Source organism: Chryseobacterium sp. CFS2 (assembly GCF_036543225.1).
GTDB classification, from domain to species: Bacteria; Bacteroidota; Bacteroidia; order Flavobacteriales; family Weeksellaceae; genus Chryseobacterium; species Chryseobacterium culicis_A.
Genome location: NZ_JAZHQU010000004.1, coordinates 566,617 through 590,600, shown reverse-complemented (window position 1 = coordinate 590,600; position 23,984 = coordinate 566,617). Strand labels below are relative to the sequence as shown.

General features: G+C 36.8%; 24 protein-coding genes. 21 read left to right on the top strand and 3 right to left on the bottom strand.

The window, feature by feature from the left end:
* The first annotated feature begins 20 nt into the window (after window positions 1–20).
* The 16 genes from ODR02_RS12510 (at window position 21) to ODR02_RS12435 (ending at window position 14,636) form a co-directional block, all read left to right on the top strand.
* A complete protein-coding gene (locus ODR02_RS12510) occupies window positions 21–305 on the top strand; it encodes a DUF2752 domain-containing protein (protein ID WP_309512635.1) in 285 nt (94 codons plus the stop codon).
* Window positions 306–595: 290 nt separating this feature from the next.
* Window positions 596–1,000: a type VI secretion system tube protein TssD gene (gene tssD / locus ODR02_RS12505; RefSeq protein WP_105681123.1), complete on the top strand. Its 405-nt coding sequence runs from the start codon at window positions 596–598 to the stop codon at window positions 998–1,000.
* Window positions 1,001–1,148: 148 nt separating this feature from the next.
* Window positions 1,149–3,080 carry a type VI secretion system Vgr family protein gene (locus ODR02_RS12500; protein WP_209788083.1) on the top strand — a complete coding sequence of 644 codons (1,932 nt, stop codon included), beginning with the start codon at window positions 1,149–1,151 and terminating at the stop codon, window positions 3,078–3,080.
* A 1-nt stretch (window position 3,081) separates the two neighbouring features.
* On the top strand, window positions 3,082–3,252 hold the full coding sequence (locus ODR02_RS12495; RefSeq protein ID WP_153816338.1) for a hypothetical protein: 171 nt from the start codon (window positions 3,082–3,084) through the stop codon (window positions 3,250–3,252).
* A gap of 61 nt (window positions 3,253–3,313) precedes the next feature.
* A complete protein-coding gene (locus tag ODR02_RS12490; protein ID WP_309512634.1) occupies window positions 3,314–4,288 on the top strand; it encodes a DUF2931 family protein in 975 nt (324 codons plus the stop codon).
* Window positions 4,289–4,322: 34 nt separating this feature from the next.
* Window positions 4,323–5,738, top strand: a complete 1,416-nt coding sequence (locus ODR02_RS12485) for a phospholipase effector Tle1 domain-containing protein (protein WP_309512633.1) — start codon at window positions 4,323–4,325, stop codon at window positions 5,736–5,738.
* A 43-nt stretch (window positions 5,739–5,781) separates the two neighbouring features.
* A complete protein-coding gene (locus ODR02_RS12480; RefSeq protein WP_309512632.1) occupies window positions 5,782–6,825 on the top strand; it encodes a hypothetical protein in 1,044 nt (347 codons plus the stop codon).
* A 30-nt stretch (window positions 6,826–6,855) separates the two neighbouring features.
* Window positions 6,856–7,344, top strand: coding sequence for a DUF4280 domain-containing protein (locus ODR02_RS12475; protein WP_105681118.1), 489 nt, complete (start codon window positions 6,856–6,858; stop codon window positions 7,342–7,344).
* An 11-nt stretch (window positions 7,345–7,355) separates the two neighbouring features.
* Complete coding sequence (locus tag ODR02_RS12470) at window positions 7,356–10,187, top strand: OmpA family protein (RefSeq protein ID WP_209788094.1); 2,832 nt, start codon at window positions 7,356–7,358, stop codon at window positions 10,185–10,187.
* A gap of 5 nt (window positions 10,188–10,192) precedes the next feature.
* On the top strand, window positions 10,193–10,792 hold the full coding sequence (locus ODR02_RS12465; protein ID WP_209788097.1) for a hypothetical protein: 600 nt from the start codon (window positions 10,193–10,195) through the stop codon (window positions 10,790–10,792).
* Between the two features lie 13 nt (window positions 10,793–10,805).
* Complete coding sequence (locus tag ODR02_RS12460; protein ID WP_309512631.1) at window positions 10,806–11,456, top strand: hypothetical protein; 651 nt, start codon at window positions 10,806–10,808, stop codon at window positions 11,454–11,456.
* The gene (locus ODR02_RS12455; protein ID WP_209788102.1) at window positions 11,456–12,016 is read left to right on the top strand and encodes a LemA family protein; all 561 of its coding nucleotides are present in this window, start codon (window positions 11,456–11,458) and stop codon (window positions 12,014–12,016) included. Before ODR02_RS12460 ends, ODR02_RS12455 begins: the two co-directional genes overlap by 1 nt.
* Window positions 11,997–12,365, top strand: coding sequence for a hypothetical protein (locus tag ODR02_RS12450; RefSeq protein WP_209788105.1), 369 nt, complete (start codon window positions 11,997–11,999; stop codon window positions 12,363–12,365). Before ODR02_RS12455 ends, ODR02_RS12450 begins: the two co-directional genes overlap by 20 nt.
* Before the next feature lie 4 nt (window positions 12,366–12,369).
* Window positions 12,370–13,143, top strand: a complete 774-nt coding sequence (locus tag ODR02_RS12445) for a hypothetical protein (protein WP_309512630.1) — start codon at window positions 12,370–12,372, stop codon at window positions 13,141–13,143.
* 18 nt (window positions 13,144–13,161) lie between these two features.
* Window positions 13,162–13,812, top strand: a complete 651-nt coding sequence (locus ODR02_RS12440; protein WP_309512629.1) for a hypothetical protein — start codon at window positions 13,162–13,164, stop codon at window positions 13,810–13,812.
* Between the two features lie 104 nt (window positions 13,813–13,916).
* On the top strand, window positions 13,917–14,636 hold the full coding sequence (locus tag ODR02_RS12435; RefSeq protein ID WP_309512628.1) for a hypothetical protein: 720 nt from the start codon (window positions 13,917–13,919) through the stop codon (window positions 14,634–14,636).
* A 212-nt stretch (window positions 14,637–14,848) separates the two neighbouring features.
* Here the strand turns inward: ODR02_RS12435 and ODR02_RS12430 are convergent, their stop codons facing one another.
* From ODR02_RS12430 to ODR02_RS12420, 3 genes are all read right to left on the bottom strand, one after another.
* Window positions 14,849–16,639 carry an endonuclease gene (locus ODR02_RS12430; RefSeq protein ID WP_309512627.1) on the bottom strand — a complete coding sequence of 597 codons (1,791 nt, stop codon included), beginning with the start codon at window positions 16,637–16,639 and terminating at the stop codon, window positions 14,849–14,851.
* A gap of 402 nt (window positions 16,640–17,041) precedes the next feature.
* Window positions 17,042–17,569, bottom strand: a complete 528-nt coding sequence (locus ODR02_RS12425; protein WP_209788124.1) for a DUF4136 domain-containing protein — start codon at window positions 17,567–17,569, stop codon at window positions 17,042–17,044.
* Between the two features lies 1 nt (window position 17,570).
* Window positions 17,571–17,753 (bottom strand): DUF5522 domain-containing protein, encoded by a 183-nt coding sequence (locus tag ODR02_RS12420; RefSeq protein ID WP_047434227.1) that lies wholly within the window; start codon window positions 17,751–17,753, stop codon window positions 17,571–17,573.
* Between the two features lie 40 nt (window positions 17,754–17,793).
* On the opposite strand from ODR02_RS12420, the gene ODR02_RS12415 reads away from it, so the two are divergent.
* From ODR02_RS12415 to ODR02_RS12395, 5 genes are all read left to right on the top strand, one after another.
* On the top strand, window positions 17,794–18,120 hold the full coding sequence (locus tag ODR02_RS12415) for a hypothetical protein (protein WP_309512626.1): 327 nt from the start codon (window positions 17,794–17,796) through the stop codon (window positions 18,118–18,120).
* 315 nt (window positions 18,121–18,435) lie between these two features.
* A complete protein-coding gene (locus ODR02_RS12410) occupies window positions 18,436–19,344 on the top strand; it encodes a 1-aminocyclopropane-1-carboxylate deaminase/D-cysteine desulfhydrase (protein WP_309512625.1) in 909 nt (302 codons plus the stop codon).
* Window positions 19,345–19,410: 66 nt separating this feature from the next.
* Complete coding sequence (locus tag ODR02_RS12405) at window positions 19,411–20,469, top strand: glucosaminidase domain-containing protein (RefSeq protein ID WP_309512624.1); 1,059 nt, start codon at window positions 19,411–19,413, stop codon at window positions 20,467–20,469.
* A 74-nt stretch (window positions 20,470–20,543) separates the two neighbouring features.
* Window positions 20,544–21,833 (top strand): glutamate-1-semialdehyde 2,1-aminomutase, encoded by a 1,290-nt coding sequence (gene hemL, locus ODR02_RS12400; protein ID WP_309512623.1) that lies wholly within the window; start codon window positions 20,544–20,546, stop codon window positions 21,831–21,833.
* 708 nt (window positions 21,834–22,541) lie between these two features.
* On the top strand, window positions 22,542–23,876 hold the full coding sequence (locus ODR02_RS12395; protein WP_309512622.1) for an amidohydrolase: 1,335 nt from the start codon (window positions 22,542–22,544) through the stop codon (window positions 23,874–23,876).
* Window positions 23,877–23,984: the final 108 nt, after the last annotated feature.

The window sequence follows — 23,984 nt, the reverse complement described above, 5'->3', positions numbered from 1 at the left end:
CTCTTATAAAACCAGTACAGATGGATATTGATGATTTCATGCTTACCTGCCCCAGTAAAAAATTTCTGGGAGTAGAATGCCTGGGCTGTGGTGCACAGCGAGCCGTTGTATTGGTGTTCGAAGGAAAGTTTGCAGAAGCTTTTCAAATGTATCCTGCTGTGTATACCTTATTGATATTCTTTATAATTCTTGGTCTGAGTTTTATCGATAAAAAAAGAAAATACGGTAATATTTTACTGATTATGATCATCATCATCATCAACCTGATTATTATGGTAATCGGGTATATTTATAAACATCACTAATCACGGAGGAAAGACAAACTAAATAGATGATACTGAAGGAAATGCTTATTGAGTGTTTTCTTCAGCACTCTATTTCTCGTGGGTTTTGTAGAATATTTTCAATGAAAAATAAAATAAATTAGTTTAAAATTCTAAATTTATTTTTTAATCCGGAATTCTAAAAATGTCGTAGAATTACTACAATTTCTAAAACAGTGCCTTAAAAACTTTTTAAATTAGAACCTGAAGTCTATCTTTGTTATATAAATCCTATATCAGGGAACAGTCGTTAATGATTAAAATGTAAGAATATGGCAGGAAATTCGAGAGGAATCTTAAAATTCAATGGAGGTGAAGGTCAGAAGTTATTAAAGCTTAACTACAGCGTATCAAGATCTACAGATGTTTCAGGACGTGTAGCATCTGATCCGTCAAACGCATTGATTAAAGTAACCATTGAAGCAACAGAAAAATCTGATGTTTTAGAAAGCTTGTTAAACAGCAAATATAAACCTACAAACGGAGAAATTCAATTTAATAAATCTCACGAAGAAGGAACACTCATCTCTTTGAAGTGGGAAAACGGATATGTTATCCAACATGAAGTAGATTTTGATGCAATAGACAGCAACAACATGCTGATCAGCTTTGTAATAAGTGCTGAAAGCATTACCTATGGAAATTCATTCTATGACGGACTTTGGCCAATGAGCTAAGTCTTTCATGAACTAAAAATAAAAGACTGTCCTTCATAAGACGGTCTTTTTTTACCTAAGACTATATTCTGCAGGAGCTTTTGTTTTTATTTTTAAACTCCCTTTCTGTTGAATAATCGTTTAGAAAACTAATCAAATCACTAAAAATATGTCAAATACACCTGGAAAATCACAAGCGACGTCTTTTCGTCCGACGCAGAATGCGGATGGTATTTCTGAAAACCATCATACAGGCATCAACCGTCTGGTAAAACTTTCTCTTGTCATAGAAGGGAAAATTATCAAGTACTATAAACATTTCAAGCTTAAACAAAGTACCAGAAGACATCACGAATTTACACTGACACTGGCACACGATACGCTGGGGGACAGACAGACCCATTCATTGGAAGAGGCCAATAAATTCCTTGGAAAAAGGCTTACGGCCATTATTTCCTATAAAGATATAGACAACAGCCCGGAAAGAACTTTTGTAGGAGTCATTACCGGAGTAGGATTCAGTCAGGAACATATGAGTTTAGGAAATATTGTACTTACAGGTTTCAGTCCTACCATTCTTCTTGACGGTGCACCGCATATCCAAAGCTTTGGAGGGAACCAGTCTGTGAATGTAGGAATCATTGCTGAAGAAGTGATTAAACAGGGAATTGATAAAAGCCGATTTGATGTCAGGGTAGATGCCAATAACTTTTCTCAGATCATTTATAGCAGTCAGTATGATGAAACGCATTATAATTATCTGGCAAGAATGGCTGAAGCCTATGGTGAACAGTTCTATTATGATGGTGAAGTTTTACATTTCGGAAAACTTCCGGCTCAGAATAAACCCATTACCCTTACCTACGGAAGCAGTGCCAATGATATAAAAGTTGAATTGAAAGCGGTACATACCAAGCCTCAGTTCTATGGCTATAACAGTAACAAAAATGAAAGACTGACTTCGGGTTCAACACCCATTAAACATGTAAGTGATTTGGCGAAAACAGCCTACAGTCATAACGAATCTATTTATAAAACGCCGGCTTTGCAGATGGCTCCCATTAAAGCGACCACCCATCTTGATGTGGAATACTCTCAGAAAAGTGCGGCCGGAAGTGAAGCGGTGAATGTGTTTTCCATTTCAGGAAATACAACAGTTCCTTTCCTGCATCCGGGTTGTGTAGCAGATGTTCAGATGCGAAAACAGGATTCTAATGAAACTTCTTATTTCACCAGAATCATGATTACAGAAGCGGAACATGAAATTGATACCATCGGTCATTACAAAGGAAGCTTCATAGGAATAGCAGCTGATACAGGATTTCTTCCAAAACCGGAATTTACCATTCCAAAAGCTGAACCACAGACGGCTACCGTAATTTCTAACACAGATCCCGAAGGACAGGGAAGAATACAGGTAAGATTTGACTGGCAGACCAATGATACTACTCATTTTATCCGTATGATGAGCCCTGATGCAGGAGGAACGGATCAGATTACCCAAAACCGTGGTTATGTAGCCATTCCCGAAGTGGGAGATCAGGTGATGGTTAATTTTGTACACAGCCATCCGGACAGGCCTTTTGTGATGGGAGGAATGTTTCATGGTGGAATTGCTTTGGGAGGTGGCGTTAACAATCACCTGAAATCCATCCAAACCAGAAGCGGAATCAGAATTTTAATGAATGATGAAGAAGGCAGTGTAACGATCCTGGATCCGAGCGGAAATACCTATTTCATGGACGGACAGGGAAATATCAGCATGAAAGCACCTAAAAACTTTACTTTAAATGCAGGTGACAATATCAATATTACAGCCGGAAAAGAAATCTCGATAGGAGCAGGCGCAAGTATTACCAGTACAGCGAACGATAATATTGTTTCCATAGCAGGAAAAGATATGAAACTTACCGCTTCAGGAGACATCACGGAAGCTTCCGATACCCGAACGGAAATGATTGAAAAAGAATTCAAGAGACAATCTGAAACTTCCAATGAAATAGCCGGTGAAATTTCCATGTTCAGCGAACTGGAAAATATGACGATGCAAAGTGGAAAAATTGTGGAATTCAACAGTGCTGAAAAATCAAAACTTTTCTGATATGGCGATCATTAAAACAGCAACCAATCTGCGCATAACAGTCAAAGATTCCTACCATTTAAGCGTAGGAAAAAAGGTTGAAAAAATAGCAAAGAAAATCAATGTCGAAGCCCATAAAGAAAATCTGGTTTTAGCAAGTAACAAGAAGATTATGTCCCATGGTCATAAGTAAATATAACCTGCTGATTCTTTTTATATGGTGTTTTTCATTAACGAATTGTCAGAATAAAAAAATGGAAGAAAAATACAGTTGGCTCGGAACCGTTTCTGCTCCGCAGGAATATCCGATGGAAGTTTATGAAGGAGCAATTGTCGCTGATGATTTTACATACGGCTTTGATGCCATCTGGGGAACACAGAATACAGGATGGGGCAAAGAAGGTGGTACGATGAACGTGACAACCGAAAGGATGAATGCTCCCCATGAACTTGAATTCACATGGTTTTCTTTGGTAGAAAAAAAATTCTACACCGGAAAATGGAATCTGGATAAAGAAAAGATAAAAGCCCTTTTTGATGAAGGATTTGTAGATCAGGATACGAAAAAGAAATCTACCTACAACTCTTTTGTTGTCGGACTGGCTCCACAGGGAAGAGTGGTGTTGTGGATGAAAGGTCCCGGAAACCAGAAAGAAATAGGTGCTTTCCAGGCTCATGATACCGTAATTACCAAAGAAAAAGCCTATGATAATGCTCAGTATATGCTGAAGGAAGGTTTTGCCGACAGAATGCTTAAAGATCCGTCTTACAAGACATTCAAGCCGGAAGTACGGGAGAAAATTGAAAAAGAAGGTTATCCTGCTGCAGATGTTTACAACGTCTACAGAGAAAAATACAACTGGAAACCTGCTGTGATTCTTCCTGAAGGAGCAACATGGATCGATTTCGGTTTTACCAATTATAACGGAGAGCAGGAAAATCTTTTTGACCAGAGTTTAAAAGAGAATACTTACAAAAGCAGAGCTGTACCAAGATTCTGTGGTTTTTACTGGAAAGATAAAAACAACAACAGATATGCAGTTTGGATAGACGCTTTTGATGATAAAGAAATATTTGACTTGTTTCAGAAATCAGGAAAAGACAAAAACATTGATCTTACCATTAAAGTAAATGAAGACAATACCAGAGTTTTAGTGTCCTTAGAATCTGAAAAAGAAAAACTGCCTGTTACCAAAGCAAAAATCAGGGTATCCCGAAAGATAGAATGATAGCATTCACTCAGTCAATTTAAAAACAAGAACTATGCACAACAATCAATTTGGAAGTTATACACCATCTGTATCCAAAGAGGAAGTACTGGATATTACCATTGGGATTTTTTTTGACGGAACCCTGAATAATAAAACCAATACAGACGAAAGAAAAAAAGGAACAGATGCCCATAAAAAACATGGTGGTAAAGCTACAGACAATACCAGCTACAACAACGACTGGAGTAATGTAGCCCGCATGTGGGACAACTATGATAAAAACTTCGGCATTTATATAGAAGGGATCGGTACACAGGATAAAGAAGGCGATGCTACGTTGGGATATGCTTTCGGAACAGGAGAAACCGGAATCAGATCGAAAGTGAGAAAAGGCTGTGAAGAAATTGTAAAAAAGGTGAAAACCATTAAAGCAGAAAAGAAAGCCGATAAAATTGCTGTGCTTACTTTTGATGTATTCGGATTTAGCCGTGGAGCTGCTGCTGCCCGTAATTTTGTATACGAAATCGGAAAAGCAAAATATAGAGCCACTTCCCGAACCGTTGCCAATGAAGCGGTGTCGGTGACAACGTATTCCGATGATGATGGAAAGGGTGTTGCCTCAGAAGAACTTCCAAAATGGGGTCACCTTGGCCTTAAACTAGAAGAAGCAGGATTAAAAGTAGATGTGTTGAAAGTAAGATTCCTGGGAATTTACGATACTGTTTCTTCCTATTCAAAATACCTGTCAACAGTACCTAATTTCAGCAATGACGTTGAAGAACTGAGCCTGAATGATATCGGAAAAGCACAGACCGTAGTTCACTTTACTGCAGAAGATGAACATAGGGAAAATTTTGACCTTACGAGAGTGCATATCGGAACTGAAAAAACATTCCCCGGTGTACACTGTGATGTAGGTGGAGCTTACGAAAACGGACAGGAAACATGGGAAGAAGTGGAAACTTCATGGACTACCAGTACCAAATTAAAAGCATTAAAAACAGAGCTTGAAAATGAAGGTTGGTATCATAAAGATGAGCTCACCATTACCCCCGGATTCTATTTATCACTAAGAGGAACACGCAAGCTGCTGAAGACATACAGCTACATTCCTTTGCATTTTATGGCGGAATATGGGGTAGATAAAAATCTTCCTATTACCATAAAGAAACTGACAGACGATAAATATTCTATTTTGGATGATCAGTTTTTAATAGGAATAAAAGACCGTCTCAGAACTTACGTGATGGGAGATGGCAAGCCTTATTCTTTCAAACATTATAAAGCCCTGCGGGATGCCTACGGAGGAAACGAAATCCCGGAAAACCGTCAGACAGCTTATCAGAAAGAAGTAAAGGAACAGGATGATTTAAGAAAACTTCGCCATGAATATCTCCACTGGTCAGCAAGAAGAGAAGGTATTGGTATGGATCCAAGACCTAACAGAACAAGGGTTATTCATTTGTAATAAAATATCAAATAAAGAAAAGAATTGAAGCAGGAATATTTTTATGCAGAAATATAATATACATACCGTTCAGAAAGATGAAACTTTAAAAAGTATAGCCTCGCTGTATGGGTTGGATAAAGATGCATTAAAACTCTTTCATAACAATCACTGCACGGTTAAGGATATGATCCTGATCAACCTGAACGGGCAGAAAGAACTTTTTGTTCCGAGAACTGCGGTTGCAGATAAAAATATTTTGGTAAAATTCGGGAAAGGAAACAGTCTTACCCTTCAGCCGGAAAATTCAGTACGAAGATACAGTGTCGTCATTACCATTGAAAAAGGAGAATCTAAAAACGAACTAAAATATGAAACCTCTGTTCGTTGGTTAAAAACAGATAAAGGAATTCATTTTTTTGAAATAGACAGAACATCCAACCTTTATCTTAATGAAGAAGAAGTGAATGAAATTGCAGACCTGCTGGCTTACAGAACCTCTAAGGTTTTATATCCTTTACAGATCAGTACAGATGAACACGGGAAATTTGAAGCCGTAGAAAATGCTGGCGTATTTCTTAAAAGATGGGCGGCTGTAAAAGAAGAATTATACAAAGAATTTGAAGGCGAAACTGTAGACGAATACTGCGGAAAGATTGAAAAAATAATCAGCCAGCCTGAAGCCATCAATCTTTACATTAAAAATGATTACTTCATCCGCACTTTATTCTTTGGAATATACCAGAGTTTTGGAAAGGAATATAGAACTGAGATGACAACAACTTTTCCTGTAGTGGACAATGCGATTGAACCCAGATATAAATTTACCCTGGAAACAGATCCGCTGAAAGAAGAAACAGGCCTGATAACCATAGAAGGAACAGGAAAGTTATATGAAGAAAGAGATATTGATGATTTTATAAGAAGATCACCTTTTTCATTGATTATAGAAGATGAACCTGTGATGAATGAAGAAGGAACTTTCAGACTCATAAGCTATCTGAAAGGAGAAACTTCACTTCCGGAATCTCTTTACCTGGAATGCAGTATCATGCTGCAGGAAGAAAAAAAGATTTCAGTATCAGTTTCAGGAATTGATGAAAAATAAAAATACCATTTCACTAAAGATAAAATTAATATGGCAGAAAAACATATTGTAGTACAGGGCGCCCTATGCAAATGCCAGTTCGGACAGGTTCCGGACAAGCTGAAAGTACTTACACACCAAAAAGAATATGCCAATGATAAAAGCGCTTCCAAAAAACTGATCGTTACCACGAAAGAAATTGGAGCAGCCACATTTGAAAAAAATACATTCGGAAACTGTACCAAAATGGGTGGCCCACCACCTCCCTGCAAAATTATGGTTACAGAATGGCAGAAGTTTTATGATAAAGTACAGCTCAGCAATGGCGGATATATTATTGTAGAAGACAGCAAAGCAGTATGTGCTATTGCCGGAACTCCATGTATTGAGATTATAGACCATGGGCAGAGAGCTGAAGCCAGCCAGCAGAACTTTAAAAATGCTGACAAAGATGTTCAGCAGCAGATCAATCCGTTGGTGGATTCCGAAGAAATGTATAACGAACAGCCTTCTGGAGGAGGGCAGGATGGTGCAATCTAAATGATAATACAATGGCAAAAGGCGTAAAAAAAATAAAAGTTGTAAGCGGATTGTATTATCCCAAAATGTCTGTATTAGGACAGAGGGTTACTATAAAGCCGGATCAGTGGGTACAGTTTGGCGTGGGCGAATGGTTACCAGGCACTACAGACGCAGACAAAAAGAAACCTCTCACCTGGATGAGGCAGAACAGCAGTAAAAAAATTATTATCAATCAGATAACCTCTGCTACAGGATATAAATTTTTAATTGGAAAACAGTTCTGTGGAAGCTATCAGTTTTATATTGAAGCCAGCCTGTCAGGAGTAAGAGACCCCAAAAATGATACAGGAATATATGTAAAAGGCTGGTGTGATCCCAAAATTGTCAGCAGCAAATGGTCTACCCAGAAAAACAGCAAAAGCATCAAAAACAATAAAAAGAATGAATATATTTCCTACGGACACATTGTACACCTGAACCTGATGACGGAAGGTCTTAACGGAAATACACTCAGTATCGAACTCTGGAATCAGCAGACAGCAAAAGCAGATAAGCTGGTACATACCTACAACAATGTACAGGTCATAGATGGTGAAGTAAATCTGAAAATAGAAAATACCTTTGCCTGGATGGCCTATGTAGACAATATCCAGAATGTAGAGGAATTCTATGTTAAAGTAAAGGATAACGCCTCAAAACAATACATCAAAGATAAATTGGGTGATGATCTTCATGCCATTTATCTTAATGTGAAAAATAAAGTTGTTACCACCAATACCAACGGAGCCCAGAACCAGACCCCGACTAAAGTTTATAAGCCGGATGTAAATTCTGTCAGACTGGAACCTTGTAAGTTTGAAGTTATTAAGATTACAGAAAGTGAAATAAAAGATGGTAAGGCTAATAATACAACCGTTAAAGTTTTTGATAATGGTAACGGTGTAAAGCAAATACAATCGCCTGCACTGCAGGAACATATTCAGAGAACAATCTTTTATAAATTTGATTCTACGGTCATAGATAAAGACGGTGTAGCCATTCTGAATAATGTACTCAAATTCCTCTTAGAACATAAAGATGCCACCATGAATCTGAGTGGTTATGCCTGTGTTATTGGAAAACAGAATTATAATAAAGGACTTTCCCAAAGAAGAGCAGACGTTGTCAAAAAATTCTTTGCAGACGGTGGATTAGATCCCAGAAGAATAATCTCTGTGGGAAAAGGAGAAGTAGATCCTACAGATGATAAAAAGGGAAGAGATAATATCAAATATAAAAATGAAAAAGACTACGAAAACAACCGTAGAGTAGATATCTCATTCGTGTTCAATGCCCATGATGCCCAGACTGTAAACTATGAAGTGACAGCACCTAGCGTATCTATGAAGAAAGACTTAACGATTGATGTTACAGGTTTTCAAACCAATGAATGTTTCAGAGACAGCAAAGGAAAACATAAGAAACAGGTCCTGATCGTAGATGTAGGCCAGGCCATCGATAAAGGAGACACCGTAAAGACATTTACTACACCTTCATTTAATTATGGAGTGTATTCAGATTTATCCAAATTTGATACGATGCCTATACATTACATCTGGCCTATGTGGGCCAATCCAAACCAGTTCCATTTACATGCCCATACCTGCAGGTATTTCAGTAATGAAAAGAGAACCACTGTATTAATCAAGGCCTATCCGGATATTAAATGGACGCTAACTTTCTTTGTTAATCTTACTAATGAGCTTAGCGTAAAATGGCAAAACCAGCCTGCTGCAAAACATAAAGACCTACAGGCAAAAGCCGGTAAAATAGGCGCTGAAAGAAGATGGAAACAAAAAGATGCTTCATTCGGATTCAGCCTGAAAAGTGAATGGGAAAAGAACAGAAGCGGAAATTTTCAGAGAAGTAAAGAGCTTAAAGGAGAATACGAAACAAAATTTAAAAAGCTCTATGATCTTTTTGGCTCATTCGGAGCAATGTCTGATGGTATTACCAACAAAACCAAAGGACAAGTTAGAAACATGGGTTTTAAAGGTCTTCCGGTAACTTTTGCCATCAAACCACCCAATATTAATCTGAAGGGAGAATGGTGCCTGGAAAGAGCCAAACAGAAAAATACAGAAATAGAAAGATTAGGAACAAAGGTTGATATATCTTTTAATGCAGAACCCCTGATAGGATTAGAGGTCACTGTTGACCTTCTCTGTACTGCTGTTGGACTTGTTGCAGGAGCGGTAAGTGGAGGAACTGCTGCGCCGGGAGCGGTGAGATTATATGGAGTGATCAAAGACCAGATGAACACCGGGGTGGAATTTGGGAATGATGATTTCGGAGCTAAACTAAGCTCAGATGTTTATATTGATCTCGTTATTTCAAGTGAAATCAAAACTTCAGTTGGTTTTTCATTCAATACCGTAAGTGAAAAAGGGGACACGCAGGGAAAAATAGAAGCAAAAAATACCCTTAAAATTGAATTGAAAGCAGGAGTTTGGGCAAAAGCAGAAGCCAATCTTGTTATTGTTAAAGTAGAAGGATATTTTGAGATGAGCGGTAAGGGATCAGCTTCCATTACATTCGGGCATGGTGTGAAATTTGATGATAAAGGATTAAATTACCGTCCGGAATTAGGATTCGATGGGCTCAATGCTGAATATGTGATCAAAGGAAAAGTAGGAATGTCCGCCAAAAAGAAAATACCTAGAGGAGGTAATAAAAAACCGGCAGAACTTAAAGGAAGTTCGGAAGATGAAGGTATTATCGCAGAAGGTAAATTTAACGAAATTGTACCTAAATTTGATGTCATCAAAAGTCTCGAAGAACTTTTCGGATTCAGTGCCGATATTCCGTTAATAAGAAATTAGATAATATGAAAAAGATCGTTTTAATAATTTTGTGTTTTATCATGTTTGTATCATGCCAGTCACAACAGAAGACAGACCTGGAGAAAGTAGATTTTTCCAAAGGGTATAAAGAAGTTTTAAAAGATACCAAGTATCAGACAGAAGCAAGGGAAATTGTAACCACACTCCCTATTGCGTATACCAAAGATGTAGCCGGATACAAATTCGGGAATATCTCCTTTCCGGAACATAAAGAAAATAAGGTAAAAAGCTCTACAGTAGGATTATTAATAAACAATCCTGCGGAAAAACTTACAAAAGGAATAAAAATAGAATGGGAAGATACCGCTGCAGGAAATGATCTTTTGGCTTATCTGAAATCACAATACAAAAATCCTAAGGTTCTTGCCGGAATTCCCGCAAAGAACAGCGAAGGAAAAATATTAGGAAATGCAGCCTATCTATGGGATATGAAAGATAAAACCATGGTACTTGTACAATATTATGAATACACCAATAATAAACCCAATACTTCCTCTGTTCTCTATATTGTAGACAATCAGGTGAAGACCGCAGACGGACAGGAAACTGCTGCTGCACATCTTGTAAAAACTTATACTCCATAGCAGACTCTTATTGATGGATAATTATGATTATTATGCAGAAAAAGTAATTACGTATTTACCGTTAGTTATACTTTCTATTATTGCAGTTGTTTTACTGCTTCCTAATTCTAGAAAAAGATTTTTAAGAATTCAGGCATCATTACCTACATCCAAAATAAAATCAGTGGCCATGGGACTGGTAGAAATTCAGGGGAAACTGATTATGAAAGAACCTTTGATTTCACCTGTTGCAAGAGAAGAATGCATAGGATATTATTATACGATTGAAGATGTTACAAGAGATAAGGATGGAAAAAACTCTTATACAACCATTCATAAAGAAACCCAGTGTAATCTCTTTCAGATGCAGGATGATACAGGAACCATTGAAGTACATCCGGAAGGAATAGAATTGATATTCATCGAAGAAACAAATGTAAGTTATAACGGACAGAAAAGATATAAGGAAACACTGCTTAAATCTGGTCAGGAAATGCTGTTGGTAGGTGCCGCTGATTCCAGAAACGGTGAAGCCTTTATCAGAAAAGATACAGATCATAAGCTTTTAGGAATTACCACTGCAGCAGGAATTTCAGTCTGGAATAAATACCAGCCTCTGTTGAGATCATTTCTGGTAACCTGTATCGTTATACTTATAGTAATGATTTTAATCTTATCACAATAATGGATCAAATTGTAGCCATCGTTATCGCCGTATTTCTTATCATAGCCATTCTGGCTTTTTTCATCAGTTTGTACAATAAGCTTGTCATGCTGAAATTCAATGTGGAAAAAGCATATGGGAATATAGATGTTATTTTAAAACAAAGAGCCGATGAAATTCCTAACCTTGTAAACGTTGCCAAACAGTTTATGAATCATGAAAAAGATCTGCTTACCAAACTGACTGAGCTTAGAACTTTCTATAACACTACGAATGATTCTGATAGAAAAACGGAACTCGCAAACGAGACCTCAAGAGCGCTCTCATCATTTTTTGCCGTTTCAGAAAACTATCCGGGCCTTCTTTCTAATAATAACTTTTTGGAACTGCAGAAAAGAGTTTCCGGAATGGAAGATAAAATAGCAGACAGAAGAGAATTTTTCAATGACAGTGTAAGCCTTTATAATATAGGAATTCATGAATTTCCCAATGTTATTCTGGCAAAAATGTTAGGCTATAAAGACAAAACCTTATTAGAAGTTTCAAATCAGGAAAAACAATATGAAGGAGTTCAGTTTTAATACATTTTTCGGGTATGAAAGTATACTGATGGAAAAACCCGAAATTGTTCTTTTCGGGGCATTGCTGCTTCCTATAGGCCTGATTATGGTGGTCAGTATGATAGGTTGGGTTTTCAGAAAACTGAAATTCAATATGTATATTATTCAGGCCATACTATACACTCTGCTTTTCACATTCTTTTTTGGAACCGTCACTATGCTGATTCTTTTCTTTATAACAGATAAGAACGGAGTGAAACTAGCGTGGTGCTGGAGCTCTATTCTCCTGGGAATGTTCTGCTTTAGCATCATCAATACCAATACCATCAGTAAAATGTTTACCGATTGGTCTAAAATCATTAAAAACTAAAATTATGATAAAACAACCCTATTATATGATCGATTTCAGTGCATCAGCCTGTTTGTTCGAGATAAGGATTAATGATTATCCTGTGATTCATATGAATGTTGAAGGGCAGGTAGCTACTAATATTCCGATTAATTTTGCCATACTGAAAAGTGGTGTTCAGTCTGTATCAGCAACCATTTTACCCAATATTGGCGATTTGCAGCTACACCCTAAATCAGAATTGAAATTTAATATTAAACTTTTTGATGTGGCTAATGATTTTGTCTTTGACCAACAGTTTGGTGACTATCGTTCTGAAGCCATAGAAGATAAAAAGAAACAGGTTATTAAACATGTGGGTTCCTTTAAAGCAGAAGTTCCCTATCAGCTGTCTGCGTGGCAGAACGGAAGAAATCTGCAGGATATTAAGGACAATAGAAAAAAACTGGAACAGGCTTATGATCATATATCAAGATTAATAAGAGAAAATAAATTTGAGGATTATAAAAAATCAATTTCCAAAAGAGAGGAAAATATGGCCGCTTCAATGTATCTGTCGAAAGCAGAATCGGAAGAACGTTTTACTGATCTTGTAAAAGATTTCAAATCCGGATTTAAAATACAACCAGTTTCTAAAGATGCCGTTATGTTTGTATGTGCAGAAAATAAAGTCGCTTTTTTAAAAAAGGCAAACGGAGAATCTGCTTTATATCTGGAAAACCCGGAAACAGAAGAAGAATTGATGCTTGATATTTCATTTTATATTCCGGAAGGAAAGGAAGAATTTGAAATAATCTAATTACATTTATATTATTCTATGAAAAAGCGGAACATTTTCTTGCTTATTTTTGCAGTATTAATCAATATCTGTTGTGGAAATAAATCATTTGACCTTTCATCAGTTTCATTAGACGATGATGCCAAAAAATATGACGTTGAAAACAAAGATTTATTTATGAAAGATGCCGCAAAAGCCGATATCATTCAATACTATGCTGATGAAAACAAAGGAATAACCTATGGAAATATACCATTAGATAATACCATGGGAACAAGGATTACCATATACAAAGGAAAAGTAGGAGCACTAGACACCAATGCTGCCGAAAAATACTCTCTGGAATTTGCAGAAAAAATAGTAAAAAAACATGGAAATCCCACAGCTTCTATCACTGATAGAGCAACCGTAGATGCCAAACTGGTAAAACCTATTTTTGAGAAACTGAAAAAACTTTCTCCCGAAAAAGTTTCATGGAATCCAAATGAGAAAAATTCATTTACTTATCCAACCTCTTTCTTCTGGGATGATGGAAAAAATTATTCCATACTAAGTATCTCCATTGAAGATGATGGGAAAATAAGAAATAAATATATTTCAGTAACCAAAGAGGCTTATCGTAATAATGCTGTGTTCGGGTTAAAATATCCCACACCTCCGGCTTCTCCGTGGTATAAGTATATGAATTAAAAATAAGCCTTTAAAAGGATGAAGAAATAAAAAAACAGATTCCGGATACTTGAATCCACTTTTTTCTGTTTTATTATTGAGAACTGCATACTAACACTAACATTATGAAAAGATTGAAATATATAGTAATACCAATGATCTGTTTGGCGATTGCTTCATGCGGCCATCAGAAAAATAAAGATACTGAGTCTCTGGTTGAAACACAGGGAAGTACTCAGACAGAACCTTTCAATCTTGCTAAAGTTGCTGTGGGACAAAATATCAATGAAATTTTAAAATCTGCCGGAGCAACAGAGAAAGAAGCTGTTCGAACCAACGAAGTGACCCTGATTGGAAATGAAAAACTGGCCTTTTCATCAAAAGAATTATTACATTTCAATGGAATAGATCTGGAAGGAAAGAATCATAAAAATACCAATAAAGTAATTTTGCACTTCGGAAAAGTAGATCAGGAAATTGGCCCGCTTGCTAACGAAAAAGAAGATGAGTTGGGAATGTATCAGCTTGATATCTATACAGAGGAAGAAAAGACGGCACTTCTGGATAATCTGAACAAAATATTCCAGAAACCCAGATTTGATACCATCCGCGAAGGTTTTGAATCAGAAGTTAAAGACAATGAAATCATCCAGACTCATAATAAAATGAGACAGGAAGTGGCCATATGGAGAAACAAAGATATGCTCTATTACTATTGTGAAACCAAAATAGATAACAGACCTGATGAATACCGCTGCAATCTTTTCGTGTTCAAAAATAAAGAATGGAAAGATCTTCTCAAAGGATCAGGATATCCCGATCTGGATAAAATTTCCTTGAACTAATTACATTAATTAAGATAAAAGAAACAAAGAAATTAGAACATTCGCTTAATCAAATCAGCTTGCTGATCACTCTTTGCTTTCTTAAAATAAAGCATTAAAAAATAAGACCTCTGCGTTAAAAAGGTCTGCTCAATCAGCAAAATCAGCGGGAGTTTAAAAAATAAATGCCGGTCTTCTTTCGACCGGCATTTTATATAAAGTTGATATCTGAATTATTTTACAAGGAACTGCATCGTAACCTGATCCAGCTTCAAAATATAAACTCCCTGACCAAGATTTCTGGTTTTAATAGAATTTCCATTTCTGAAAGGCTGATCAATCGTCTGAAGAGTTTTCCCCTGAAGGTTATAAATCTCAGCTTTTTTTACCTTCTGAAGATCTCCTTTTACAAAAATTTCCTGATTGGTGATTGGGTTTGGAGAGATTTTAAAACTGTTAGAAGTTGTTTCAGCAGCCATAGTTTGAGCCATTCTTGCACTTGATCCTGAATAGCACGTCCATGCAAGATCATCAATAGCCACTCTGTTGCTGGATGAATTATTAACCAGGCTTACCACTACATTCCCGGAAGTGTTGATATTATTGATAGTTGTCGTTGTAGATGACGCACTGTAAGGAATAGTTCCTACAGTTGTTCCGTTTACTTTTACATCAAAAGTACCATTAGTTCCGGAAAACTTAAGCTGTGTAGTTACTGTTAAGGATCCAATACCGTTTGCAGAGCTGCCTGATGTTAAAGAACCGTTTCTTACCGTAATTGCTTTGTTATTAAGAGTCTGATCAGTTCTGGCATCTGTGGCGGTCCATGAAATACCTCCGTTGCTCCATGTTTTGGTTGAATAAGTAGAGCTGGCTGCAGGAATAGTTTCAAAATTTTCATTGGCACAGTTGGTACCTGGAGTAGTACCTCCAGAATTGGTAGTACCGGAAACCGTGGAACTGTTCGATGACGAATTTCCTGCTGCATCCTTCGCTACAACATAAAAGCTGTAAGTGGTAGAAGGAGTAAGCCCTGAAATTGTTGTTGAAGCTGAACTCGTTGTAGTTTGCAGACTTCCGTTCATGTAAACATTATAAGCTGTTACCCCTACATTATCGGTAGAAGCATTCCATGCCAGAGAAATGCTGCTGGAAGTTGTTCCTGAAACATTTAGACCTGTCGCTGCAGTAGGTGCCTGAGTGTCACCTGAAGGTTGTTGAGAACCCCAGATAAGGTTTACATAATTTGGATTGTCTATGAAAGGGTTTCTGTTCCCCTGAAAAGTATATGAAGCATTATTTCTTTTGATCTCAGCCTGAGAAACCGGATCCTGATTGTGCCATGCCAGAAGAACGTTCAGCTCCCAAGTCTGTAATCCCGGAAAAGTAGAACTTCCTAACATGTTTCCTGATGAGAATGTAGAAAGTTTGTTCTGGTAGCGGGTTACAAAATAGAAAATCATACGTGCCACATCTCCTTTGAACTCATCAATCGGCTCAAATACCGTTCCTGAATATCCTGAAGAAGCAGAAGTTCCAAGCTTTGAACCGTTCTGGGACGTAAAAGAAGTACTTCCTACCTTTCCGAAAGGATAATTACTTCTCATTCCGTTTACTTTCCCGTCTGTAGCTCTGATAAAGTGAATATCTGCAACCATGGGAGAAGCCTGATTGAAAAGACTTTGAGGTACGATATGCTCTCTGTTGTAGCAATTTCCTTCAGTAGAATAGGTACCGCACTGATCACTTCCCGGAGTATAGTTATAAGGGTCAATCCCTGAAGGTCTTTCAGAATAAATATCAAGGATAGTTCCGTCATTTTCGTAATCCTTATCAATATCAGTGGTTTTATATGCTGTCCAAAGCCCGCTATAGCCTTTATCCATATGTCCGTTAGAGATAATGCTGCTTAATTCGGTTTTCAGCGCTGCGCCACTCAGTCCGTTGGCAGAGTTGTAGTATCCTGCAGGAGCCTGAGCATGGGCAAGTCCCGCAAATACAGAAAATAAAATAACTTTTTTCATATTAATACAAGTTTAAGCAAGAATACTACAATTTTTGTAAATAAAAAATTACAAAATCGTTAATTTTAAATGCACTGCATGTAAATAAAATAAGTAATGAATGATGAATGATGAATGATGAATGATGAATGATGAATGATGAATGATGTTGCGATTAAATATCTGTATCTGCATTCAATTCAATAGGAGTGGCTGTCATCCTGAGCGTAGTCGAAGGATCTCACTGATAAAATAAATCAAAAATCTATCTGATTTCAGACAAAATCTAAAAATAATCATACAAAACTCACGAATCATTAAACATAATTATCTGTGCAAATCTGTCTTATCTGCATGAAAAAACACAAAGCATAAAAAAGCCGATACAAAACGTACCGGCTTATATAATGGATGACTTACATCTTATTTTCTTTGTGGCGGATAATTTTTCATAATCTCAGCCATAATCTCTGGAATCTGTCTCTGTTTTGCTTTTGGAGAGTCTACAGAAATTCCGCTTCCGATACCCTGCCAAACCAATTTGTTGCTTCTAGCATCAATAAGGTCAACAATCAGAGCGCCTTCATTGTAATTCGTTGTCCAGGTTCTGTTCATACCAACACCCCATCCGAAAGGTCCGCCCCATCCCCACATTCCGTAAGGAGAAGAGGAATTGATGTCAGTAATCTTTTTATGATTTGCTTTTACGTTGATAATCAGATCAGGATTTTCTCCGGACTGAAGTCCTTTGCTCTGAAGCTGTCTCGACAGTTCGTTCAGTACCCTGTCTTTATCAATATCATTCAATTTTAGATCATCAATTCTTATTTTGTAAGTTTTATAAGAATTGAAATTGGCGCTTTCAGCATAATCTGAACGTACCTGAAAAGGGCTACAAGAAGTTAAGCCTAAAGTAGCAGATGCCAACAAAATAAAAATATATTTTTTCATTTTATTTATTTTTTTTATCACTTTTAATGAATGTATCAGTCTTTTTATCGTACCCGTAAGGACAGTGTCTGCAGCCGCTTTTACAGCAATATCCTCTTTTTAGATGAAATTTTTCTGTAAAAACCTTGTACCCCTGTTCATTATAGTAGAAGTCTTCACCTTCTTTGATGTCATAATGGGCCATAAGTTAAATGCTAGTCAAAAAACTTTTTATATTTGTTACTATGATAATTGTATGCCAAAAGCCTTTAAAAAAATTAAAAATTAATGGCATTGCTCTATTTCCCTTTATCTTCATTAGGAAACCCGAAGATAAGGAAAATAATGTATTGATTAATCATGAAAAAATCCATTTGCGGCAACAGATGGAAATGCTCATCATTTTCTTCTATATTTTTTATGTTATTGAATATTATTACTGGTTTTTCAAACTTAAAGACGGATATCTTGCTTACAGAAGAATTTCCTTTGAAAGAGAGGCTTATGCGCATGAAAACAACCTGGATTATCTCAAAAAAAGAAAATTCTGGAACTTTAGAAAATACCTTTGAAATGATGAGTGATGAATGATGAATTTCGGGATTCGTGTTTCGGGGTTTGAGAGGTTGGTTTTGTATTTTATATTTAGACTGTGATTTTAAATATTATCTATATTCAATAGAGGTGGGCTTTAGCCCGCTTATCAAATAATTTCAAATTTATTCGGCTTTAGCCAAAACTTACAATAAACAATTCATATAGAATAAAAAAAAACAAAAAAAATCTGTGTAAATCTGCGTTATCTGTGGGAAAAAAAGAAAACTCACACAACACTAAATCTTTTCCTACTTTTGTAAAGAATAAACCTTGAGTCGCTAAAAACTGAAATGCTATTACAACTTCCCACAGAACCTATTCCCATTCAGGAAATTCCAATTCATAAAAACATACAACTGTTTATTAAAAGGGAAGACCAGATTCATCCGCTAATTTCAGGAAATAAATACTGGAAACTATTCCATAATGTCAATCATTATCTGGCAAAAAATCCTGATAATCCCTATATTATTACTTTTGGAGGTGCTTTTTCCAATCATATAGCCGCAGTTTCCGCAGTAGGAAGTCTGGCAGGTATTCCAACACTGGGAATCATCAGAGGAGAAGAGCTTCAGCATAAATGGAGGGATAACCCCACATTACTTTTTGCCAAAAGAAATGGAATGAACCTGAAATTTGTCACCCGTGAAGAATACCGCCATAAAGAAAAACTCACAGAATTCCTTCAGCAGGAGTTCCCGGAGGCATTGATTGTTCCTGAAGGTGGAACCAATGAAGAGGCAGTGGAAGGGGTGAAAATGATGCTCAACGAACAAACAAAAGATTTTGACTATCTTTGCACCGCAGTTGGAACCGGAGGAACCATTGCAGGGATTTCAAAATTTTGTGAAGAAAATCAGAAAGTTATAGGATTTAAAGCGGTTGATGATGCTTCACTGGAAAATAAAATTTTTGAATTAACTTTGAGACAAAATTTTAATCTAATAGATTCATGTTTTGGAGGTTATGGTAAAATAAATGATGGAAACGTCCGTTTTATCAATGATTTCAAAGAGAGATACGGTATTCCTTTGGAACCGATTTATACAGGAAAAATGATGGAGAAGGTTTTTGAACTGATTGAAGAAGATTATTTTCCTGAGAACAGCAGGATTTTGTGCTTTCATACCGGAGGATTACAGGGAATTGAAGGAGCAAATCTGCTTTTAGAAAAACAGAACAGAAATTTAATTATATAAGTAAAATTGAAAAACATGAAACACTTAGTGTTCCATCTTTCATTTTAAAACAATAAAAAATATAAGATGAAAAGACTTTTCCTATCCATAAGCCTTTTAGTTTTATCAAAATTTTCAGCCCAAAATTGGGCAACCGAAGATCAGTATATTCAGAAGTTTGCTAAATATGCCGTAGAAGAAATGGAAAAATATAAAATTCCGGCTTCTATTACCCTTGCCCAGGGATTATTGGAAACCGGGGGCGGGCAAAGCAGATTGGCACAGGAAGGTAAAAACCACTTCGGTATAAAATGTAAAGAAGACTGGACCGGTAGAACGATGAAACATACCGATGATGCACCTAATGAATGCTTCCGTGTGTATGACGATCCAAGACAGTCTTATGAAGATCATTCTATATTTTTATCCACAAGAAAATATTACGCAAATCTTTTCAAACTGGATATGAGAGATTACAGAGCGTGGGCAACCGGTTTAAAAAAAGCAGGATATGCCACCAATCCGCGCTATGCTTCAATTCTTATTACCAAAATTGAAAAATACAGACTATACGAATACGACAATACCAATTCTAATGAAGTATTGTACGCTGTTCTTAAAATGTATCCGGATCTGAAAGACGACAGAACTTTCATGGCACAGCTGGAGCCTTCAAAAGCATTGAAAAAAGCTAAAGACCCGGTGACTGTAGAAGTTCCTTACAAACAGACTTCTTACGCACAACAGCAAAAAAGAGTGGAAAGAATCAAAACGAAAGCTGAAATTCTTAATTCCATTCTTATCAAAAGCCATCCGAATGACGGTCTGAAATATATTGTAATTCCTGAAGATACTGATGTGAAATTCATCGCCAATAAATTCAAAGTCAGCGAAAGCAGACTGATAAAGTGGAATGAACTGGAAGGTGAAACCTTAAAGAAAAATGACATCGTTTTCCTTGAGTCAAAAAATTCTACAGGAAATACAGCAACCTATAAAGCGGTGTCCGGAGAAGATATGCATGATATCGCCCAGAAATTCGGAATCAAATTACATAAATTGTATGCCAAAAACAGAATGGATGAAGGACAACAGCCATCTGCAGGACAACTGATTTATTTAATAGACAAAAAACCACGAAACTAATTTAATTTTTTGTTGAGAGTTTACCGTTGACAGTTTATTGCCAACCGGCAGCTGTCAACAGCAACTAAGTATATATGAAGTATCAAAGAAGTTCGGCTTTATTTGATGAAGCCTACAAATACATTCCGGGAGGAGTAAACTCTCCGGTAAGAGCATTCAAATCCGTAGGAGGAGTGCCTGTTTTCATGAAATCGGCAAAGGGTGCTTACCTTACCGATGCAGATGATAATACTTATATCGATTATATCAATTCATGGGGCCCGGCCATCTTAGGACACACCCATCCTGAAGTACTGGAAGAACTGAAGATACAGGCAGAGAAAGGATTCTCTTTCGGAGCACCTACAGAACTGGAAACAGAAATTGCAAAATTCATTATTGAAAATGTCCCGAATATTGACCAGATCAGAATGGTTTCTTCCGGAACAGAAGCATGTATGAGTGCAATCAGGCTGGCAAGAGGATATACAGGAAGAGATAAGATTGTAAAATTTGAAGGTTGCTACCACGGACACTCAGATTCATTCCTGATTAAAGCCGGAAGTGGTGCTGCTACATTCGGAAATCCAAACTCTCCGGGAGTAACTGCTGGTACTGCAAAAGATACTTTGTTAGCCCGTTATAATGATTTTGAACAGGTTGAGGATTTATTCCGTCACAACCAGGGAGAAATTGCAGCCGTAATTATAGAACCAGTTGCGGGAAATATGGGATGTGTATTGCCGGAAAACAATTTCCTGCAAAACCTGAGAAAGATCTGTGATGAAAACGGAGCTTTATTAATCTTTGATGAAGTAATGACCGGTTTCCGACTGGCTTTCGGAGGAGCGCAGGAACTTTTCAATGTAAAAGCAGACTTAGTAACTTACGGAAAAGTAATCGGTGGAGGACTTCCGGTAGGAGCTTTCGCAGGAAGAAACGAGATTATGGACCATCTGGCACCAAAAGGAGGTGTTTACCAGGCAGGAACATTAAGTGGAAATCCTTTAGCAATGAGAGCCGGATTAAAAACCCTTCAGCTTATTAAAAATGACCCTGAGTTTTTCAACAGATTGCATAAAACAACAGAGACATTGGATTTTGAGATCGGGAAAATTTTAAATGAAAAAGGAATCGCTCATAAAATCAACAGAAAAGGTTCTATGATGTCTGTATTCTTCCATATCAACAGAGTTTCAAACTTTGATGAGGCACAGGAAGCTAATCATTCATTGTTCAATAACTTCTTCCACCAAATGTTGCAGAATGGGGTATACCTTCCGCCAAGTGGGTACGAAACTTACTTCATCAGTGATGCAATCAAGGATAAAGAAATTGATATGACGCTGGAAGCTGTAAGAAAATTTGAATATTCTAACAAATAAATAATAATGAAACCGGATTTTAGATCCGGTTTTTTTATGCAAAAGAAATTTGATTTGAAGAGTTTAGATTGAAAAAATCTCAACGGAGTCTCTGTCGGAGTCTCAACAAATAAAACTAATAATAGCTTAGATTCCTACGGAATGACAAGCGTTATGGATAATTTTATATTAGTTGTTAATTATTAGCTATAGTTGAAACAGAAAGTTTGGCCTGTCTCTTTGTCACTCCGTAGAAGTCTCGATAGTGAAAAAACACTATAATCTGGATTCCTACAGAATGCAAGCGGTATTGATAATTTTATATTAGTTGTTAATTATGAGCTATAGTTGAAACACAAAGCTTTGCCAGTCTCTTTGTCACTCCGTAGGAGTCTCAACAGTGTAAAAACATTATAATCTGGATTCCTACAGAATGACAAGCGGTATTGATAATTTTATATTAGTTGTTAATTATTAGCTATAGTTGAAACAGAAAGTTTGGCCAGTCTCTTTGTCACTACGTAGGAGTCTCGACAGTGTAGAAATAGTATAATCTGGATTCCTACGGAAAGACAATTCCCGTGAATACTTTTTTATTGTAGTATGAAAAGATAGACCGGGTATTTTAGTAAGTAATCAAAACAATGCATAAATCATACAGATTTTGTAATAATTCATACACTTTGTTCAGGGACACTTCTTTTTAATTTTGTATTAAATAGATTGGACATGAAGACCTCAGACAATAATATCTCCCGCAAGGATTTTATCCGGAATTCAGCATTGGCTGTAGCAGGATTAACTTTAATACCCAATATTATGACGGCATCACCTTTATCTGATGAAAATAATAGTTCTGCAAAAGGAAAAATGAGCCTTAAAAATGTTCGTCTGGAAACAGGTTTTGAATACCAGGATGGGGAAGTAGTTTCTACCCAAACAGATCTGTTCTATGTAGAAGTTGAAAATGGAAAAATTACAAAAATTGCTCCTAACCAACCTAACGGTAAAGCGGTTGATGCGAAAGGATTATTGATGCTTCCTGCATTTAAAGATATGCATATTCATCTTGATAAAACCTTTTATGGCGATCAATGGCAGGCTGTGAGAAAAAGAACGGGAGGAATCAAAGGAATGATAGAGCTGGAGCAGAAAATGCTTCCGGAAATGCTGAAAAATTCAACCTTCAAGGCAGAAAAACTGATCGAATTATTACAGTCAAAAGGAACTTCTTATGCCAGAAGCCATGTGAATATTGAACCCACTTCCAAACTTCAGTCGTTAAAGAATTTACAGAAGGCTTTAGAAAATAAAAAGAAAAGCTTTGGTGCTGAGCTGGTAGCCTTTCCACAACATGGAGTGTTTTATACGGACTCTGTGCCTTACCTGAAAGAAGCTGCGAAAATGGATATTGATTTTGTTGGAGGAGTAGACCCATTCAACATCGATGGAGATATTGAAAAAGTAGTAGACTTCACGGTTCAGCTTGCTCTGGACAATAAAAAGGGAATAGATATCCATCTGCATGAAACGGGAGATTCAGGATTAAAAACTGTAGAATACTTGATTAAAAAAGTGAATGAAAATCCTGAGCTTAAAGGGAAAACCTACATAAGCCACTGTTTTGTCCTTGGAAAATTGGAACCAGCAAAACAGGAAGAAATCGCTGAAAAATTAGGTGAAGCGCAGATCGGAATTGTTTCCACAATCCCTTTTGGCAGGCTGATTATGCCCATACCAACGCTTTACAAACATAAGGTAACGGTTCTGACAGGAAATGACAGTATTATAGATCACTGGAATACTTTCGGAACTGGCAGTGTACTTCAGAAAGCCAACTTAATGGCGCAATTGTATGGATACTCAACAGAATTTTTATTGTCAAGAAGTTTAAAGCTTGCAACAGGAAATATCCTTCCATTGGATGATAAAGGAACACAGCAATGGCCAAAATCCGGAGATAAAGCAGATTTTGTTCTTATCAACGCAAGTTGTTCTGCAGAAGCTGTTTCGAGAATTTCGGATGTGAAGTCCTTAGTACATGAGGGAAACATTGTTTTTTAATTCAATATAAAAAGGAATTTAATATATTTTTAGTTGTGTTTTTTTGACCACAAAGGGTATAAAAGTTTTACGAGGGAAAGCCTGTAAATTCCATTAAGATTTCAGAGA

Bases quoted from the DNA above. Each gene is read 5' to 3' on its own strand.
- ODR02_RS12430 (WP_309512627.1), bottom strand. From the start codon at position 16,639: ATGAAAAAAGTTATTTTATTTTCTGTATTTGCGGGACTTGCCCATGCT.
- ODR02_RS12395 (WP_309512622.1), top strand. From the start codon at position 22,542: ATGAAGACCTCAGACAATAATATCTCCCGCAAGGATTTTATCCGGAAT.
- ODR02_RS12415 (WP_309512626.1), top strand. From the start codon at position 17,794: ATGATAATTGTATGCCAAAAGCCTTTAAAAAAATTAAAAATTAATGGC.
- ODR02_RS12480 (WP_309512632.1), top strand. From the start codon at position 5,782: ATGCAGAAATATAATATACATACCGTTCAGAAAGATGAAACTTTAAAA.
- ODR02_RS12470 (WP_209788094.1), top strand. From the start codon at position 7,356: ATGGCAAAAGGCGTAAAAAAAATAAAAGTTGTAAGCGGATTGTATTAT.
- ODR02_RS12440 (WP_309512629.1), top strand. From the start codon at position 13,162: ATGAAAAAGCGGAACATTTTCTTGCTTATTTTTGCAGTATTAATCAAT.
- hemL (WP_309512623.1), top strand. From the start codon at position 20,544: ATGAAGTATCAAAGAAGTTCGGCTTTATTTGATGAAGCCTACAAATAC.
- ODR02_RS12445 (WP_309512630.1), top strand. From the start codon at position 12,370: ATGATAAAACAACCCTATTATATGATCGATTTCAGTGCATCAGCCTGT.
- tssD (WP_105681123.1), top strand. From the start codon at position 596: ATGGCAGGAAATTCGAGAGGAATCTTAAAATTCAATGGAGGTGAAGGT.
- ODR02_RS12450 (WP_209788105.1), top strand. From the start codon at position 11,997: ATGAAGGAGTTCAGTTTTAATACATTTTTCGGGTATGAAAGTATACTG.
- ODR02_RS12510 (WP_309512635.1), top strand. From the start codon at position 21: ATGGATATTGATGATTTCATGCTTACCTGCCCCAGTAAAAAATTTCTG.
- ODR02_RS12485 (WP_309512633.1), top strand. From the start codon at position 4,323: ATGCACAACAATCAATTTGGAAGTTATACACCATCTGTATCCAAAGAG.
- ODR02_RS12465 (WP_209788097.1), top strand. From the start codon at position 10,193: ATGAAAAAGATCGTTTTAATAATTTTGTGTTTTATCATGTTTGTATCA.
- ODR02_RS12500 (WP_209788083.1), top strand. From the start codon at position 1,149: ATGTCAAATACACCTGGAAAATCACAAGCGACGTCTTTTCGTCCGACG.
- ODR02_RS12490 (WP_309512634.1), top strand. From the start codon at position 3,314: ATGGAAGAAAAATACAGTTGGCTCGGAACCGTTTCTGCTCCGCAGGAA.
- ODR02_RS12460 (WP_309512631.1), top strand. From the start codon at position 10,806: ATGGATAATTATGATTATTATGCAGAAAAAGTAATTACGTATTTACCG.
- ODR02_RS12495 (WP_153816338.1), top strand. From the start codon at position 3,082: ATGGCGATCATTAAAACAGCAACCAATCTGCGCATAACAGTCAAAGAT.
- ODR02_RS12410 (WP_309512625.1), top strand. From the start codon at position 18,436: ATGCTATTACAACTTCCCACAGAACCTATTCCCATTCAGGAAATTCCA.
- ODR02_RS12435 (WP_309512628.1), top strand. From the start codon at position 13,917: ATGAAAAGATTGAAATATATAGTAATACCAATGATCTGTTTGGCGATT.
- ODR02_RS12425 (WP_209788124.1), bottom strand. From the start codon at position 17,569: ATGAAAAAATATATTTTTATTTTGTTGGCATCTGCTACTTTAGGCTTA.
- ODR02_RS12420 (WP_047434227.1), bottom strand. From the start codon at position 17,753: ATGGCCCATTATGACATCAAAGAAGGTGAAGACTTCTACTATAATGAA.
- ODR02_RS12475 (WP_105681118.1), top strand. From the start codon at position 6,856: ATGGCAGAAAAACATATTGTAGTACAGGGCGCCCTATGCAAATGCCAG.
- ODR02_RS12455 (WP_209788102.1), top strand. From the start codon at position 11,456: ATGGATCAAATTGTAGCCATCGTTATCGCCGTATTTCTTATCATAGCC.
- ODR02_RS12405 (WP_309512624.1), top strand. From the start codon at position 19,411: ATGAAAAGACTTTTCCTATCCATAAGCCTTTTAGTTTTATCAAAATTT.